This is a genomic window from Dietzia sp. 179-F 9C3 NHS (genome assembly GCF_045369825.1).
Classification (GTDB): Bacteria; Actinomycetota; Actinomycetes; order Mycobacteriales; family Mycobacteriaceae; genus Dietzia.
Genome location: NZ_JBIQES010000005.1, coordinates 67,081 through 83,024, shown reverse-complemented (window position 1 = coordinate 83,024; position 15,944 = coordinate 67,081). Strand labels below are relative to the sequence as shown.

The following is a 15,944-nucleotide window of genomic DNA, read 5'->3' as shown; positions in this document are numbered from 1 at the left end:
GTCCGTTCGCTACTTCTTCTTGTCGGCGCTCGTGTCCGCCGAGAGCGCGGCCACGAACGCCTCCTGTGGCACGTCCACCCGCCCGATGGACTTCATGCGCTTCTTGCCCTCCTTCTGCTTCTCGAGCAGCTTGCGCTTACGGCTGATGTCGCCGCCGTAGCACTTGGAGAGCACGTCCTTGCGGATCGCGCGAATGTTCTCACGGGCGATGATCTTGGAGCCGATCGCCGCCTGAACGGGTACCTCGAACTGCTGGCGCGGGATGAGTTCCTTGAGCTTGACTGTCATCTTGTTGCCGTACCCCTGGGCGTGGTCGCGGTGCACGATCGCGCTGAACGCGTCGACCGCCTCACCCTGCAGCAGGATGTCCACCTTGACCAGGTCCGCGAGCTGCTCGCCGGCGTCCTCGTAGTCCAGTGACGCATACCCCTTGGTCCGGGACTTGAGGGAGTCGAAGAAGTCGAAGATGATCTCGCCGAGGGGCATGACGTAGCGGAGCTCGACGCGGGTCTCGGACAGGTAGTCCATGCCCTTCATCTCGCCGCGCTTGGACTGGCACAGCTCCATCGTGGTGCCGACGAACTCGCTGGGCACGATGATCGTGGTCTTGACGATCGGCTCGTACACCTCGCGCTGCTTGCCTTCGGGCCAGTAGGAGGGGTTGGTCACCTGGTGCTCGGTGCCGTCCTCCGAGACCACCCGATAGACGACGTTGGGCGCGGTGGAGATGAGGTCGAGGTTGAACTCTCGCTGTAGGCGCTCGCGGGTGATCTCCATATGGAGCAGCCCCAGGAAGCCGCAGCGGAAGCCGAAGCCCAGCGCGACCGAGGTCTCGGGCTCGTAGTTGAGCGCGGCGTCGTTGAGCTGCAGTTTGTCGAGCGCGTCGCGCAGGACCGGGTAGTCAGACCCGTCGATCGGGTAGAGCCCCGAGAAGACCATGGGGTTGGGCTCCTCGTAGCCTGCGAGCGGCTCGGGGGCGCCGTGACGCGCCGAGGTCACGGTGTCGCCGACTTTGGACTGGCGGACGTCCTTGACTCCGGTGATGAGGTAGCCCACCTCGCCCACGCCGAGCCCCTTGGCGGCCTTGGGCTCGGGTGAGATGACGCCGATCTCCAGCAGCTCGTGGGTCGCGCCGGTGGACATCATCTGAATTTTCTCGCGGGGCTTGAGCTCGCCGTCGACCACGCGGACGTAGGTCACGACGCCGCGGTAGGTGTCGTAGACCGAGTCGAAGATCAGGGCGCGCGCCGGGGCGTCGACGTCGCCGACCGGAGCGGGCACGGCCTCGCACACGCGGTCCAGCAGTTCCGCGACGCCCTCGCCGGTCTTCCCGGAGACCCGGAGGACCTCCTCGGGCTCGCAGCCGATGATCTGGCCGATCTCGGCGGCGAAGCGGTCCGGGTCGGCGGCCGGCAGGTCGATCTTGTTGAGGACCGGGATGATCTCCAGGTCCTTGTCCATCGCCAGGTAGAGGTTGGCCAGCGTCTGCGCCTCGATCCCCTGTGCGGCGTCCACGAGCAGGATCGCGCCCTCACACGCCTCGAGTGCGCGCGAGACCTCGTAGGTGAAATCGACGTGCCCGGGGGTGTCGATCATGTGAAGGACGATCTCCTCGCCCTGTTGCGCGCCCGACCGGGGCACCCAGGGCAGCCGGACGTTCTGCGCCTTGATCGTGATGCCGCGCTCGCGCTCGATGTCCATGCTGTCGAGGTACTGCGCGCGCATGAGCCGTTCCTCGACCACGCCGGTGAGCTGCAGCATGCGGTCGGCCAGGGTGGACTTGCCGTGGTCGATGTGCGCGATGATGCAGAAGTTCCTGATCCGGGCGGGATCGGTGAACGTCGTCTCGGCGAAGTTGGGAATCTCGATCACTCCTACATGGCGGTACCGGGCGTGGCGGGGCGAGAGGTGCGCCCGGACGATGGCCCCATTGTCACACGTCCGGGCCGGGAACCCGCATCACGTACCGGCCGGTGGGGATCGCGTCCACGGCGCCGTCGTCGAGGAATCGTCCGGTCGAGGCCGTCATCGCCGCGACATTGGCCGCCAGCCGTGTGTCGTCCCCGGCCGCGTCGAAGAACACGCCCAGATCCCGCACCGCCCCGAGCGGGAAGACCTCCTCGACCACGCCCTCGATCGCCGGGGCGTCGTCGGTGAGCGCGCGGACCACCACGTGCTGCGTGTAGGCGCTGGTCGACTGCGTGGCGACCGCCACCGGGGTGTGGTCCTCGAGCCACCGCCGTAGCCACTCCGCGCGCCCGATCCACTCGGGCCGCCGGAGGAGGGCGAGATTGGCCATGCCGTCGCACCGTCCGTCGGGGCCTGGCGCGGGCGGCGGGAGCGGCTCGGAGGCGGTCACCGACCACGCCGAGACCGGCCCCAGGCCGGCCAGCGCGTCCAGGATCCCCGCACACGCGGTCGCCGAGGCCACGGGGACACGGACCCGGACGGCGGCGGCGAACGGGCGGGGGGTGACCCGGACGTCGATGAGGGCCCCCTCGACGAGCCGGTCGCGGACGTTGACGACGACCTCGGTCACCCCGAGCTCCGCGAGCGGTCCCGCCAGTGCCCGGGACACGTTCGCACGCAACGCGTCCGCGTCGGGCGGGGCCCCCGCGTCGTCGTCCGCCCACAGCACCGCCAGCAGTACGTCCATGGGCGTTGACCCTAGACGCCGTTACGCTGGTGGACATGGCGATCAACTGGGCCCGCGTGGGCCGCACCGCAGTCCGACTCGGCCGCCAGTACGGCCCGACGGTGGCCCGCGAGGTCCGCCGCCGGATGGACGGGCGCGACGACGCCGCCGCGCTGGCCGGTCGCGCGCCGACCCCGGCCGGGCGGCCCGCGACGACCGGCACCACCCCCACCTCCAGCCGGGCGCGCCAGATCGTCTACGCGCCCGACCTCGACGGCCAGGCGGACCCGGGCGAGATCGTGTGGACCTGGGTCGAGTTCGAGGAGGCCGACGGCCGAGGCAAGGACCGGCCCGTACTCGTCGTGGGCCGCGACCCCCACAACCTGCTGGGTCTCATGCTCTCGTCCAACAACCGCCGAGCACAGGACGACGACTGGCTGGGACTCGGCAGCGGGCCGTGGGACCCCGAGGGCCGCCCGAGCTGGGTGCGACTGGACCGCGTCCTCGAGGTCCCGGAGGACGGGATCCGCCGCGAGGGGGCGATCTGCCCGCGCGAGAGCTTCGACCGGGTCGCCGACCGGCTGCGGTCCGACTTCGGCTGGCGCTGACCTCGTCGATCCGGCGTTTTGGCCGGCATCCGGGCCGCTGGTAGGCTTGTGCGTCGGTGTCCACCCGCGGAGTCCGGGCGGACGAGAGACACGACATCCATCAGGCGGGATCCCGGACGGGGACCGTCACCACAGACCAGAGGTTGACGAGTGGCCAACATCAAGTCCCAGATCAAGCGGAACAAGCAGAACGAGCGCAACCGCCAGCGCAACCAGGCGACCAAGTCTTCCCTGCGCACCGCCATCCGTAGCCTCCGCGAGGCCGCCGAGTCGGGAGACAAGGAGAAGGCCGGTGCCCTTCTCGTGGCCACCTCGCGCCAGCTCGACAAGGCCGTGAGCAAGGGCGTCATCCACCGCAACCAGGCCGCCAACAAGAAGTCGGCGCTCGCCAAGGCCGTCAACGCGCTCTGACGCACCCGGCGCCCTCCGTCAGGGCTCCCCGCACGCAGCCCCGCGGCGGCCCACGCCGCGCCGAGGCTCCGAGGGCCCGCCCCGCACCCCGTGTGCCGGGCGGGCCCTCGTCGTGTCCGAGGCGGGTGCCATGACCTCTGGGCGGGGCCGCGACCAGTGGGCCGGGCTCACACCGCGGCGAGCGCGCCCACCTCTTGCACCGCACGCGCGAGGGCGTACGAGGTGTCCTCGGCCTGCCCCTTGACCTCGCCGTTGAGGCGGGCGACCACCTGCAGCGCACGGCCCAGGGTGTCGATGGACCAGTACCGGGTCTGCGCCGAGACCTTCTTGACCTTCCACGGCGGCAGCCCCTGCCGCGCCAGCTCAGCGGGCGCCACGCCTCGTTGGGTGCCCACGAGGACGATCGAGTTGACCGCGTCGGCCAGTGCGTCGGCGAGCACCACATGGGGCACCCCGGTGTGCATGGCCCATTCGAGGGCCTCGATCGCACCCGCCACGTCGCCGGTCACCGCCCGCTCGGCCACGGTGAACCCGCTCATCCCCACGACGCCCGAGTGGTAGCGGCGGACCGCCTCGACGTCGACCTTCCCCCCGGTGTCCGCGACGAGCTGGCCGCACGCCGAAGCGAGTTGGCGCAGGTCCGTGCCCACCGCCTCGACCAGCGCCTCGCACGCCTCGGGGGCCACCCGCACGTCGAGCCCGCGGAACTCGCCGCGGACGAAGCCCACCACCTCGGTGTGCCGGGTGATCCGGGCGGCGGGGTGCTCCTGCGCCCCGGCCTTGCGCAGATCCGGCACGAGCGCCTTGGCGCGGCCGCCACCCGTGTGTTGGACCACGAGCACGGTCTCCTCCGGCAGGTCCCGGGCGGCGTCGAGGACCGCCGCCTGGGCGTCCTTGCCCAACTCCGCCGCGCCGGTGACCACGACGATCCGCGCCTCCCCGAACAGCGACGGCGAGAGCAGTTCGAACAGCTGGGAGGCGGTGACCTCGGGCCCGCCGAGCCGGGAGACCACGGCCGGCTCCTCGCCCGCCGGGGCCGAGGCCCGGACCTCTGCCACCACGCGGGAGGTGGCGCGTTCGGTGAGGAACTCGTCGTCGCCCAGGACGAGGTGCAGTGCCGACGGTCCCGCCCCTGATGCCATCACGCCGCTCCTCCCGTGTGGTCTTTCCGTCCGCCATCGTGCCACGCACCCCCGACGCCGACCGGCCGGGTCCGGTGACGCGGGGCTACCGCGCGCCTCCCGGCGAGGGAGGCGGGGGCGATCCGGGCAGCCCTGACGCGACCCCGGCGACCGTCTCGAGCCACCACAGCGCCGGCCCGCATGCCCGGGCCAGCAGGACGGCGCCGCCTTCCCACACCGGACCGAGGGTGGCCGCCGCGGTGCCGAGCACGGTGACCACCGGCACCACCGGGGCCACCGCCACGTTCGCGGGCAGCGCCCACGGCCCCGACCCCAGGCCCGACAGGACGAGCACCGGCAGCGTGGCCAGGTGCGCGACGACGCACACCGCCAGGACGTCAGCGGCCGGGACGGGGAGCCCGCGGCCGCGCAGGAGGACGGAGACGGGCCGCGCGGCCACGATCAGTGCCGCCGTCGCCGTCACCGAGAGCACGAACCCGGCGCCGGTCGCGGTGGGCGGGTCGAGGAGGCTGACGAGCAGGACCACCCCGGCCAGCGCGGCGAGCGGGCGGCCCGTCCGGTGGGCACCGAGCGCGGCCAGCCCGATCACCCCGGTGCCGGCCGCCCGCAGGACAGCCGGTTCGGGGCCCACGACCGCGACGAAGCCGCCGAGCGCCACGACCGCGGCGGCGATCCGGCCCCGCCGGCCCGCGCCGAGGGCTGCTGCGGCGAGCAGCACCGCCCCCACCACGTAGGTGGTGTTGGCGCCGGATACCGCCGCCAGGTGCGTCAGCCCCGAGGCACGGAACTCCTCCCGGGTCTCCGGCGACACCTCGCCCTCGTCGCCGAGCACTAACGACGGGAGCAGCCCGGCCGCCTCGCCGTCGAGGGCCCGCGCCGAGACCACACGCATCCGCTCCCGCACGGCCGCCGGTACCGTCCCGGTCAGCCCCGGCGCCCCCGTGAGCCGCGGTGGGCCGAGCGCCCGGATCGCGGGCACCTCCCCCGCCGACCGGGGCTCGAGCACCTGCACCGTCGCCCTGAACCCGGTCCCCGGCGGCAGGCCCCGCCAGCCCTCGCGGGCCAGCAGCACCGTGTCGATCGCCGCCGCCCGGGCCGACGCCCCCGACCCGGTGACCTCCACCCGGACGGGCACCATGACGCCGCCCCCGCGCACCGGCCGGTCGAACCCCGTCACCTCCGCCTCGACCCCGGTCCGCCCGCCCACGTGCTCGACCAACGGGTGCGCGACGAGCACGTGCGCCCGCGCCGCCTGCGTCCCGGCACCGACCGCACCGAGCACGCACGCGAGCGAGAGGAGTCCCAACGCCGCCCGCTCGTGACCGCCGCCCCGCAGCGCGACGGCCCACCACGTCGAGGCCGCCGCGGACGCCGCGAGCACGACGGCCACCGCCGCGGCCGCGGCCGGGCGGGCCCCGGCGGTCGCCGCGACCGTCGCGTACAGGGCCAAAGTCGGCAGCACCAAACGCAGGTCCCGGACCGCGGGCACCCGGTGCGGGGCGCTCACACCGTGACGAGCGGTCGGAGGCGGGCCAGCGTCGCCGGCCCGATCCCGTCCACCTCGGCGAGCTGGTCCACGGCGGCGAAGGGTCCGTGGGCGCTGCGCCAGGACAGGATCGCCGCCGCGGTCACCGGGCCCACGCCCGGCAGCTCGTCGAGGGCGGCGGCATCGGCGGTGTTGAGGTTCACCAGCCCGGCCCCGCCCGCCGGTGCGCCCACATCGGGCGAGGACCCACCCTCGCCGCCGGGCGCGGGGGCCGCACCCTCGGCCCCGACGATGCCGCTGCGGGGACCGTGTGGCCCGTCGGGCCCGGGGGCCACCCCGACGAGGATCTGCTCCCCGTCGGCCACCCGGCGCGCGAGGTTGAGCCCGTCGCGGTCGCCGCCCTCGAGCACTCCCCCGGCCGCCTCGAGCGCGTCGGCGACGCGGGCGTCGGGCGCGAGCGTGACCAGCCCGCTGCGGTGGACCAGGCCCACCACCGACACCACCACCGACTCCGGCGACGGCGCCGCGTCCCCGGGCGCCGATCCCCTGGCCGCCGCGCCCGCGGCGGCCACGGTGGATGTGACGGGCGCGGCCTGGCCGCCGGGGAGCGCCTCCCCCGGTTCGGCCAGTGGCAGATCGGGCACCGGCGGGCCCGCTGGCACCGACCCGAGCAGCCGGTGGACGGAGAACCCCCCGAGCGCGAGCACGAGCACGACCAGCGCGACTCCGGACAACCGGTCCGGGGTCCACCGAACGCGGCGCCACCACGGCGGGTCAGCCCACGCGCCCGCGTCGGGTGCGGCGGGCGGCACCCGGACGGGCCGCCTGCCGTCGGGCTCGTGGTCCGTCGGGTCGGTCGGCGTCGGTGGATCGGCCGGCGCGGGCGGATCGGCCGTGATTCGCGTCCGCCCGACCTCGTCGTCGAGCCACGGCACGCCCGCCAGCCGGCGGAGCGCCGCGGCGCGCGCGGGGTCCGGGTCCTTCGACGGCCGGGTGGGGGTGTCGGTGCGCATGGCGCCGAACCTAGCGCCGCCCCCGCCCCCGACCGGCCGCCCAGAGCCCGCTCAGGCCTCAGCCTGTGGAGAGACCCCGGGGATGGGGAATTCCGTGTCGTGGAGCCCGGTCACCGAGACCCCCACTGCTCCGTCGCCCAGGTGCCACCCGAGCACCTCGTCGAACTCGACGATCCGCACCCGCTCCGGGAAGGTCGTCTCCTTACGGATCTCCGCGGCCATGTCCTCAGCCCGCTCGGGCGACCGGTGATGGTGCACGGCCACCAGGACGTCGCCCTTCGAGAGCTCCTCCCGCAGCAGCGACCGGATCTTCTGATGCGCCTTGGTGGTGGTGCGCGCCTTGGCGGCCAGGTCGATGGTGCCGCCGCGCAGAATGATGATCGGGCGCATGGACAGCGCGCCGCCGAAGATCGCGGCCACGGCGCTGATCCGGCCGCCCCGCCGAAGGCTGTCCAGGGACTCGACCGCCGCGAAGGTGCTCGCGCCCCGGCACAGTCGCTCCGCGAGCTCGTAGGTCGCGGAGAGCCCCAGCCCGCGCGCGGCAGCCCATGCGCACTGGGCGACCACCGCGCCGAAGGCCATGCCGGCGCCCTGCGAGTCCACCACGAGGACGCGCCCGCCGAAGCGCGTCGAGGCATCCGCCGCCGACTGCCAGGTCCGGGAGAGCTCGCGCGAGAGGTGGACCGAGACGACGCCGGTGCAGTCCGGGTCCGCGAGCAGCTCCTCGTAGACCTCGGCGATCTCGTCGGGCGTGGCCGCCGAAGTCGAGACCGGCACGCCGTCCTCCTCGACCAGGTGCAGGTCCACCACGGTGATCCCGAAGTCGCGGAGCCACTCCTCCGGCAGGTCGGCGGTGCTGTCGGTGACGAGGCGGATGGTCATGACGCCTCCAGGGGGACGCCGGCGTTCCACTGGTCCAGGCGCCAGAGCAGGTCCCTTGCTCCGTCGGTGGTGGGGGCCACCTCGGGCGCGGCCGTCTCACCCCACGACGGGTCGGGGCGGGGGTGTGCCGAGAGCTGCACCCAACACGTGTTGCCCAGGCCGTTGAACATCGGGTACTGGTCCACGGGCAGTTCGAGCAGTGCAGCGGTGAGCGCGGCGATCGCCCCGCCGTGCGCGACGAGGACCGCAGGATGCTCGCTCCACTCCGGCTCCCGGTCGACCAACTCGTCGACGACCTCGCGGGTCCGGTGCGCCACGTCCACGCGGCTCTCGCCCTCCGGCGGCGCCCACCGCGGGCTGCACCGCCAGCGGCCGCGGGCGCCGGGCCAGCGGGTGTCGACCTCGGAGTGGCTCATCCCCTGCCAGTCCCCCAGATGCGTCTCTCGCAGCCGGGCGTCGGTCCGCACCTCGAGGCCCACCTCCTCGGCGAGGGCGCGTGCCGTCTCGTGCGCACGCTGCAGGTCGGAGGAGATGATCGTCCACGGCCGGCGCGGCGCCAGCGCGCGGCCGACGGCATGCGCCTGCTGGACACCCAGCTCGCTGAGTTCGGTGTCCAGCTGGCCCTGCATCCGGAACGACGCGTTGTAGTTGGTCTGTCCGTGACGCAACAGGATGAGTCGTCGGGTCACAGGGTCATCAGAGCCCCTGGTCCCGTTGGGGCTCCTCGGGGGCGAGCGCGTCGTCGGCGTCGTCGGCACCTGCGGCGCCGCCGGGACGCGCGGCGGTCTCGACGCCGTCGATCTCCACCACGGGGCAGTCCTTCCACAGCCGGTCGAGCGAGTAGTAGTCGCGCTCGTCGACGTGCTGGACGTGCACCACAACCTCGTTGTAGTCGAGCAGCGCCCAGCGGCCCTCGCGGGTCCCCTCGCGGCGCAGCGGCTTGTGCCCGGCCTCCCGCAGGGCGTCCTCGATCTCCTCGACGATCGCGTTGACCTGACGCTCGGTGTCGGCGGAGGCCAGGACGAAGCAGTCGGTGATGACGAGCTGGTCGGAGACGTCGATCACCACGATGTCGGTCGCCAGCTTCTCGTCCGCGGCGCGCGCGGCGACGCCGGCCATCTCCAGGGCCTCGGGGCTTGCTGTCACTGGGGGGTCTCCTCGGGGTGGGGGTCTGTGGTCGGGGGCGCGGGCTCGCGGTGGACGGGCGCCGTGGCGGCGGGGGTGCCGTCGCTGCGGGTGGACCCCTCGGGACGGTAGAGGTTGCGCTTGGCGATGTACTGCACCACGCCGTCGGGCACGAGGTACCAGACGGGGGCGTCGGCACCGGCGCGGCGCCGACACTCGGTGGAGGAGATGGCCAGCGCGGGGATCTCCAGCAGGTGGACCCTCTCGTCGTCGATCTGCTCGAGGTGGGTGTCGGAGAGCTCGAAGCCGGGGCGCGAGACGCCGACGAACGTGGCCAGCTCGAACAGATCCTCCCACCCGCGCCAGGTGAGGATCTTCTCCAGAGCGTCGGCGCCGGTGATGAAGTACAGGTCGGCGCCCGGGTTCTGGCGCTGCAGGTCGCGCAGCGTGTCGACGGTGTAGGTGGGGCCCTGCCGGTCGATGTCCACCCGGCTCACGGAGAAGCGCGGATTGGAGGCGGTGGCGATGACGGTCATGAGGTAGCGGTCCTCGCCCGAGGACACGGTGCGTCCGCGCTTCTGCCACGGCTCACCGGTGGGGACGAACACGACGTCGTCGAGCCCGAACCGGTGCGCCACCTCGCTGGCCGCCACGAGGTGGCCGTGGTGGATGGGGTCGAAGGTCCCGCCCATCACCCCGATGCGGCGCCGCTCACCCGCGGGTTCCGGAGTCGTGGTCATGGTCACGGAGTCTATCGGGCCGCCGCCGCCACTAGGGGGTGGCGGCTCCCCAGCCGTGCCGGACGCTGTGGCCGGTGGCCAGGTCGGTGATCTCGACGCTCGCCAGCCCCGTCTCGTCGATCGTGTAGGTCTCCTCGACGTCGCCGAGCCCGTCCCCGACCCACCGCGACACCCGGCGCGCGTCCAACTCCCGCGGGCAGAGCCCCTGCAGGGCCGGATCGAAGGGGAAGGACACGGTGGCGAGCGGGGCGTTGTCGCCGCGCGGCTCGCCCTCGGCGTCCGTGCAGGTGTACTCGACGAAGCGGTAGCGGCCGAGATCGTGGGCCGGCCGGTAGCGGCGGCGGATCGTCTCCACCGCGCCGGGTGCCACCACGAGGTCGGGGCCGATGAGCGGGTCGAAGGTGGTGCGCCGGCCGCCGTCGGACTCGCGGAACACCCCGAACCCGCGCGAGAGGCGGTCGGTGAGCGAGTACCCGGCGTCGGTGTCCGCCGCGATCGCCAGACCCACCGCGGTGGGGCCATGGCGTTGCCTAAATCGATCCCCAGGCGCATCGGGTCAGCGTATCGGGGCCGTCACACGGGCAGCAGCCCGGACACCACGGCCGTGAGCTGCTCGACGTTGCGGCACTCGTGCATGGGCACGTACTGCGAGTACAGGCGGGCGGCGGAGTCGCCGGTCCCCCACTGCCGGCGCGGCTCGGGGTTGAGCCAGTGCGTGTGGCCCACCCGCTCGGAGACGAACTCGAGCGCCTGCACGGCGGGTTCGCGGTAGTTGTTGCGGCCGTCGCCCAGGATGAGCAGTGAGCCGGTGCGGGTGAGGGTGTGGGCATAGCGGTCGGCGAAGCCCTCGAGGGCGTGGCCGTAGTCGGAGTGGCCGTCGTAGGTGACGATCCGAGCCTCGCGGACCATGCGGCTCATCGCCGAGCCGAGGTCCGAGCCGGACTCGAAGAAGCGGGTCACCTCGTCGGTTGTATCGACGAAGGCGAACACGCGGACGCGGGAGAACTGCTCGCGCAGCGAGTGCACCAGCTGGAGCGTGAAGTGGCTGAAGCCGGCGACCGAGCCGGAGACGTCGCACAGCACCACCAGCTCAGGCCGGGCGGGGCGCGGCTTTCGCAGCACCAACTCCACCGGCACGCCGCCGGTGGACATCGAGCGGCGCATGGTCTTGCGCATGTCGATTGCGCCGTGGCGGTGGCGCCGGCGGCGGGCGGCCAGCCGGCTGCCGAGCTGGCGGGCCAGCGGGCCGACACGGCGCCGCAGGGTCTGCAGGTCCGAGTCGTTGGCACGGAGGAAGTCCACCTGTTCCGCCGCCGGCGCCACGGCGTAGTCGGCAATCCGGTCGCGTCCCACGGTCTCGGCGGTGCGGCGCCGGGTCTCGTCGGCCACCTCGCGCAGGAACCCCCGCACCATGTCGGCGGCCGAGTTGGCGGCCGCGGTCTTCTCCGCGTGCCGCTTCGCGCCGTCGGGATCAAAGGGGTTCGCGCCGAGCAGGCCGTCGAGGATCCGCTGCATGATCGAGTTGGTGTCCAGCGGGCTCAACGCCTGGTAGGCCGAGAAGCGCTGGCCGTTGACCGAGTCGTAGCTGCCCAACTGCTCCACGAGCAGCTCGGCCAGCGCCCGCGCCTTGGCCCGGGACTCCTCGGTGTCCTCGAGCAGCAGGTCCGCGATGAGCCGGTTGAGCGCCTCGGGGTCCACCGAGCCGTCCGGGTTTGTGGGGATCTCCTCCTCGAGCTCCACCACCTCGCCGGGGTGGTGCCCGCCGACCGCGGCCGGGAACCACAGGTCGAAGAGCTGGTCGAAGACGCCGCGGTGGGTGGGCTTGTGGAGGATCGTCGAGGCCATCGCCTCGCGGAGCGCCTGCCGGTCGAGCAGGTCCACGTGAAGCATCGCGGCGGCGGCGTCCACCGCCTCGCTCGGCCCCACGGGAATGCCCTTGCGGCGCAGCGCCTCGACGAAGTCGACGAGGTGCGCCGGGATCCCGCCCTCAACGGCCATGGCCCGCTCCCCTAGTTGAGCCGCAGCTCGGCCGCCGCGCGCAGCTGGTCGGACTGGTGCTTGAGCACCACGCCGAGAGTCTGCAGCACGGTCTCGTCGTCGATCGTGTCGAGCCCCAGCGCCACGAGAGTGCGGCCCCAGTCGATGGTCTCGGACACGCTGGGCACCTTCTTGAGCGCCATCGCCCGCAGCACGCCCACCACGCGCACGAGCTGCTCGGCCAACCGGTCGTCGAGCTCGGGCACCCGCGAGGCCAGGATCCGACGCTCGAGTTCGGGAGTCGGGAAGTCCAGGTGGAGGTAGAGGCAGCGCCGCTTGAGCGCCTCGGACAGCTCGCGCGCGGCGTTGGAGGTGAGCACGGCGAACGGCTTGCGCGTGGCCTCGATGGTGCCGAGCTCGGGGATTGTGACGGCAAAGTCGCTGAGCACCTCGAGGAGCAGCCCCTCGATCTCGATATCCGCCTTGTCCACCTCGTCCACGAGCAGGACAGTCGGGTCGCTGCGCCGGATCGCGGTGAGCAGCGGCCGCGACAGAAGGAACTCCTCGGAGAACACGTCGTCGCGGGTGGAGTCCCAGCCCTCGCCCTGCCCGGCCTGGATGCGCAGGATCTGCTTGGCGTGGTTCCACTCGTACAGCGCCCGCGCCTCGTCGACGCCCTCGTAGCACTGCAGGCGGATGAGCTCGGCGTCGGTCGCGCCGGCCACGGCCTTGGCCAGCTCGGTCTTGCCGACACCTGCCGGCCCCTCGATGAGCAGCGGCTTGCCCAGCCGGTCCGCCAGGTACACCACGGTCGCGGTAGAGCGGTCCGCGAGGTAACCCTGGTCGCCGAGGGCCTCGATCACGTGGTCGATGCTCTCGAAGACGGGGCGCTGCTCGGGTCGGGCTCGGTCCATGAATGCTCCTTTGTCGCCGGCCCGGGTCAGGGACGGACGTGTCCCTTGCCGTGGGCGATCCACTTTGTGCTGGTCAGCTCCTCCAGGCCCATCGGGCCGCGGGCGTGGAGCTTCTGGGTGGAGATGCCGATCTCGGCGCCGAAGCCGAACATCTCGCCGTCGGTCCACGCGGTGGAGGCGTTGACCATCACCGCGGCCGCGTCGACCCGGGCGCAGAACTCGTCGGCCACCTCGATGCTGCGGGTGGCCACGGCCTCGGTGTGCCCGGAGGACCAGCGAGCGATGTGGTCAATCGCCCCGCCAACGCCGTCCACGACCTTGAGCGCGATGTCCATGCTCAGGTACTCCTCGCCCCAGTCCGTGTCGTCGGCGGGGACGAGCCCCTCGCGGTCGCCGTGGACCGTGACGCCGGCGGTCTGCAGCGCACCCACCACGCGGTCGACCGCGGCGTCGCCGAGCGCGGCGTCCAGCAGGACCGTCTCGGTGGCGTTGCACACGCTGCATCGGCGGGTCTTGCCGTTGAGGAGCAACTCGATCGCCTCGTCGAGGTCCGCATCCCCATGGATGTAGAGGTGGCAGTTGCCGGTGCCGGTCTCGATGGCCGGCACCTTGGCGTTCTCCACGACGGCCTGGATGAGCCCGGCGCCGCCGCGGGGGATCACCACGTCCACCAGGCCGCGCGCCTGAATGAGGTGGGTGACCGACGAGCGGTCCTCGGACGGCAGGAGCTGCGCCGCGTCCTCGGCCAGGCCGTGCGCGGTGAGCACGGAGCGGAGCACCGTGACGAGCGCCTCGTTGGAGTGGCGGGCCGAGCGCGAGCCGCGCAGGAGGGCGGCGTTGCCGGACTTGAACGCCAGGCCGAAGGCGTCGACGGTGACGTTGGGCCGTCCCTCGTAGATCATGCCCACCACGCCGAGCGGCACCCTCACCTGACGCAGTTGCAGGCCGTTGGGGCGCGTGGTGCCGCGGGTCACCGAGCCGACCGGGTCGGGCAGGGCAGCCACCTGGCGCAGGCCGCCGGCGATACCGTCGATCCGATCCTCGGTGAGCCGGAGCCGGTCCAGCATGGCCTCGCCGGTGCCCTCGGCGGTCTGCTCGTCGATATCGCGCCCGTTGGCCTCGAGGATGTCCGCCCGCGCGGTGACGAGGGCGTCGGCGGCGGCGAGCAGGAGGGCGTTCTTGCGGTCCGCGGTGAGCAGGGCCAGCTCGCGCGAGGCTGTCCGCGCCCGGCGCGCGGCCTCGTACACGGCGTCGCGCACCGGGTCGGCCGCGCCCTGGTCCGTGGTGTCGGGGGCATCGAGGGAGCTGGTGGTCATGCCCGCCAGCGTACCGACGCCCGTCGCGGGCGGGCCGCGGGCGGCGTTCAGACCGCCGGCTCGGCCCCCGTCTCCCGCGCGGCGAACTCGCGGAACCGCCGCGCCCGGTCCCGGTCCCACGCCTGCGGCGCGCGGTCGCACATGCCGGGGGTGCCGGAGATCTGCCGCCAGCCGGTCGGTCCGACGTAGGAGCACGCCGGGAGGTCGGCCGTGGCCGCGTACAGCAGCGGACGGGCCCCGTCGGCCGCGGTGGGGACGATCCGGCGGCTGATCACGTTGAGCACCGCGTTGACCGGCGGGAACGGCGTGGGGTCGAGGATCGAGGTGGAGGCGAAACCGGGGTGCGCGAGCTGCACCCGCACGTCCGAGCCGGCCTCGCGGAGCCGTTCCTGGAGGTCCAGGCCCCACAGCATGCAGGCGAGCTTCGACTCGGCGTAGGCGGCGGCCATCGAGTAGCGGCGGTGCCGGAAGTGGGGGTCGTCGAGGTCCAGCCGGGCCGCCGCGTGCGACATCGACGCGGTGATGACCACCCGGTCGGCGATCCGCGGCAGCAGCAGTTCGGTGAGCAGGAACGGGCCGAGGACGTTGACGCCGAGGTGCAGTTCGAAGCCGTCGGCGGTCTCGCGGCGGGTCTTGCTCATGAGTCCGGCGTTGTCGAGCAGGACGTCGATCGGGCCGGTGTGGGCGGCGGCGAAGGCCCGCACCGCGGCGAGGTCGCCCAGGTCGAGCTCGTGGACCTCCGTCGAGCCGCCGATCTCCGCGGCCGCCGCCTCGCCCTCGGCCCGGGTGATCGACGGCAGCACGACGTGGGCGCCGCGGGCGGCGAACACCCGGGCGGCCTCCAGACCGATGCCGCTCGTCCCGCCGGTCACCATGATGGTGCGGCCGGTCTGGTCCGGCACGTCGTCGACGGTCCACTCGTGTGCGCTCATGCCGACCAGTGTGCACGGCTCGCCTGGCGCCGTGGGCCGTCAACTCACGTGCAGCAGGTCCCGCTCCCCGGCCGCGTGACACGGCGGTACCCCTATCGATTGAGCGGTGCGCGGAGGATCGGTGAGTGGATCACGCCCCCAGGAGCACGGCGACGAGGAAGCCGGCTTCGTCGGTGAACGGCCGCAGGTCCCACGTGGAGAAGCGCTGTTCGACGCGGAGCCCGGCGGCGGTGGCGTCCCGCTCGAAGTCCTCACGGGTCCAGCCGCGGTCGAGGCCGAACCCCACGACGAGACGGCCGGCCTCGTCGTCACCCTCCCCCGCCGGCGCCAGTCGCGCGGCGAGGTTGCGCAGCACCGCGCCCCGCTGGGCGGGGTCCACGAAGGCCAGGACGTTGCCCGCCGAGACGGCGAGGTCGAACGGCCCCGGCGCCCAACCGTCCGAGGCGAGGTCCGCGACCTCCCACGTCGCGTCGGGACAGGACTGCCGCGCCCGGTCGATGAGGTGCGGGTCGAGGTCGACGCCGGTCACGCGGTGCCCGCGGGCGGCGAGATAGGCGCCCGTCCGCCCCTGCCCGCAGCCCACGTCGAGGATCCGGGACCCGCGCGCGGCCATCGCGTCGATGAGGCGCGCCTCGCCGTCGATGTCCACTCCCTCGGCCACCATGTCGTCCCACCGCTGCGCGTACCTGCGGGAGTGCTCGGGGTCGGCCTCGACGATCTGCTTCCACGTTCGGGTCATGGGGCCAGTATGGCCCCGGGGTAC

Annotated in this window: 17 protein-coding genes; 2 read left to right on the top strand and 15 right to left on the bottom strand. The window is 73.2% G+C overall.

Features of this window, described 5'->3' with window-relative positions:
* Positions 1–9: 9 nt before the first annotated feature.
* Positions 10–1,923 (bottom strand): translation elongation factor 4, encoded by a 1,914-nt coding sequence (gene lepA / locus ACH0BZ_RS07870; protein WP_406897724.1) that lies wholly within the window; start codon positions 1,921–1,923, stop codon positions 10–12.
* 10 nt (positions 1,924–1,933) lie between these two features.
* On the bottom strand, positions 1,934–2,656 hold the full coding sequence (locus tag ACH0BZ_RS07865; protein WP_406897548.1) for a hypothetical protein: 723 nt from the start codon (positions 2,654–2,656) through the stop codon (positions 1,934–1,936).
* 35 nt (positions 2,657–2,691) lie between these two features.
* Here ACH0BZ_RS07865 and ACH0BZ_RS07860 point away from each other — a divergent pair, with 35 nt between their 5' ends.
* Both ACH0BZ_RS07860 and rpsT read left to right on the top strand, forming a co-directional pair.
* A complete protein-coding gene (locus ACH0BZ_RS07860; RefSeq protein ID WP_406897546.1) occupies positions 2,692–3,243 on the top strand; it encodes a type II toxin-antitoxin system PemK/MazF family toxin in 552 nt (183 codons plus the stop codon).
* Positions 3,244–3,393: 150 nt separating this feature from the next.
* Positions 3,394–3,654: a 30S ribosomal protein S20 gene (rpsT, locus tag ACH0BZ_RS07855; RefSeq protein ID WP_406897544.1), complete on the top strand. Its 261-nt coding sequence runs from the start codon at positions 3,394–3,396 to the stop codon at positions 3,652–3,654.
* Positions 3,655–3,821: 167 nt separating this feature from the next.
* On the opposite strand, the gene holA is transcribed toward rpsT, so the two are convergent.
* The 13 genes from holA to ACH0BZ_RS07790 form a co-directional block, all read right to left on the bottom strand.
* Positions 3,822–4,796, bottom strand: coding sequence for a DNA polymerase III subunit delta (gene holA, locus ACH0BZ_RS07850; RefSeq protein WP_406897543.1), 975 nt, complete (start codon positions 4,794–4,796; stop codon positions 3,822–3,824).
* Positions 4,797–4,881: 85 nt separating this feature from the next.
* Positions 4,882–6,303 (bottom strand): ComEC/Rec2 family competence protein, encoded by a 1,422-nt coding sequence (locus ACH0BZ_RS07845; protein ID WP_406897541.1) that lies wholly within the window; start codon positions 6,301–6,303, stop codon positions 4,882–4,884.
* The gene (locus ACH0BZ_RS07840) at positions 6,300–7,295 is read right to left on the bottom strand and encodes a ComEA family DNA-binding protein (RefSeq protein ID WP_406897539.1); all 996 of its coding nucleotides are present in this window, start codon (positions 7,293–7,295) and stop codon (positions 6,300–6,302) included. The genes ACH0BZ_RS07845 and ACH0BZ_RS07840 overlap by 4 nt, the downstream gene beginning before the upstream one ends.
* Positions 7,296–7,346: 51 nt before the next feature.
* Complete coding sequence (locus ACH0BZ_RS07835) at positions 7,347–8,177, bottom strand: DegV family protein (RefSeq protein WP_406897538.1); 831 nt, start codon at positions 8,175–8,177, stop codon at positions 7,347–7,349.
* Complete coding sequence (locus ACH0BZ_RS07830) at positions 8,174–8,866, bottom strand: histidine phosphatase family protein (RefSeq protein ID WP_406897536.1); 693 nt, start codon at positions 8,864–8,866, stop codon at positions 8,174–8,176. The genes ACH0BZ_RS07835 and ACH0BZ_RS07830 overlap by 4 nt, the downstream gene beginning before the upstream one ends.
* 7 nt (positions 8,867–8,873) lie before the next feature.
* The gene (gene rsfS / locus ACH0BZ_RS07825; RefSeq protein WP_406897534.1) at positions 8,874–9,323 is read right to left on the bottom strand and encodes a ribosome silencing factor; all 450 of its coding nucleotides are present in this window, start codon (positions 9,321–9,323) and stop codon (positions 8,874–8,876) included.
* Positions 9,320–10,042: a nicotinate-nucleotide adenylyltransferase gene (gene nadD / locus ACH0BZ_RS07820; RefSeq protein ID WP_406897532.1), complete on the bottom strand. Its 723-nt coding sequence runs from the start codon at positions 10,040–10,042 to the stop codon at positions 9,320–9,322. The genes rsfS and nadD overlap by 4 nt, the downstream gene beginning before the upstream one ends.
* A 31-nt stretch (positions 10,043–10,073) precedes the next feature.
* Positions 10,074–10,550, bottom strand: coding sequence for a hypothetical protein (locus ACH0BZ_RS07815; RefSeq protein WP_406897530.1), 477 nt, complete (start codon positions 10,548–10,550; stop codon positions 10,074–10,076).
* 65 nt (positions 10,551–10,615) lie between these two features.
* Positions 10,616–12,040, bottom strand: a complete 1,425-nt coding sequence (locus tag ACH0BZ_RS07810; protein WP_406897529.1) for a vWA domain-containing protein — start codon at positions 12,038–12,040, stop codon at positions 10,616–10,618.
* Positions 12,041–12,051: 11 nt separating this feature from the next.
* The gene (locus ACH0BZ_RS07805) at positions 12,052–12,933 is read right to left on the bottom strand and encodes an AAA family ATPase (protein WP_406897527.1); all 882 of its coding nucleotides are present in this window, start codon (positions 12,931–12,933) and stop codon (positions 12,052–12,054) included.
* 26 nt (positions 12,934–12,959) lie between these two features.
* On the bottom strand, positions 12,960–14,249 hold the full coding sequence (locus ACH0BZ_RS07800; protein WP_406897525.1) for a glutamate-5-semialdehyde dehydrogenase: 1,290 nt from the start codon (positions 14,247–14,249) through the stop codon (positions 12,960–12,962).
* Positions 14,250–14,296: 47 nt separating this feature from the next.
* Positions 14,297–15,181 (bottom strand): SDR family NAD(P)-dependent oxidoreductase, encoded by an 885-nt coding sequence (locus tag ACH0BZ_RS07795; protein ID WP_406897523.1) that lies wholly within the window; start codon positions 15,179–15,181, stop codon positions 14,297–14,299.
* Positions 15,182–15,311: 130 nt separating this feature from the next.
* Positions 15,312–15,920 carry a class I SAM-dependent DNA methyltransferase gene (locus ACH0BZ_RS07790; RefSeq protein ID WP_406897522.1) on the bottom strand — a complete coding sequence of 203 codons (609 nt, stop codon included), beginning with the start codon at positions 15,918–15,920 and terminating at the stop codon, positions 15,312–15,314.
* Positions 15,921–15,944: the final 24 nt, after the last annotated feature.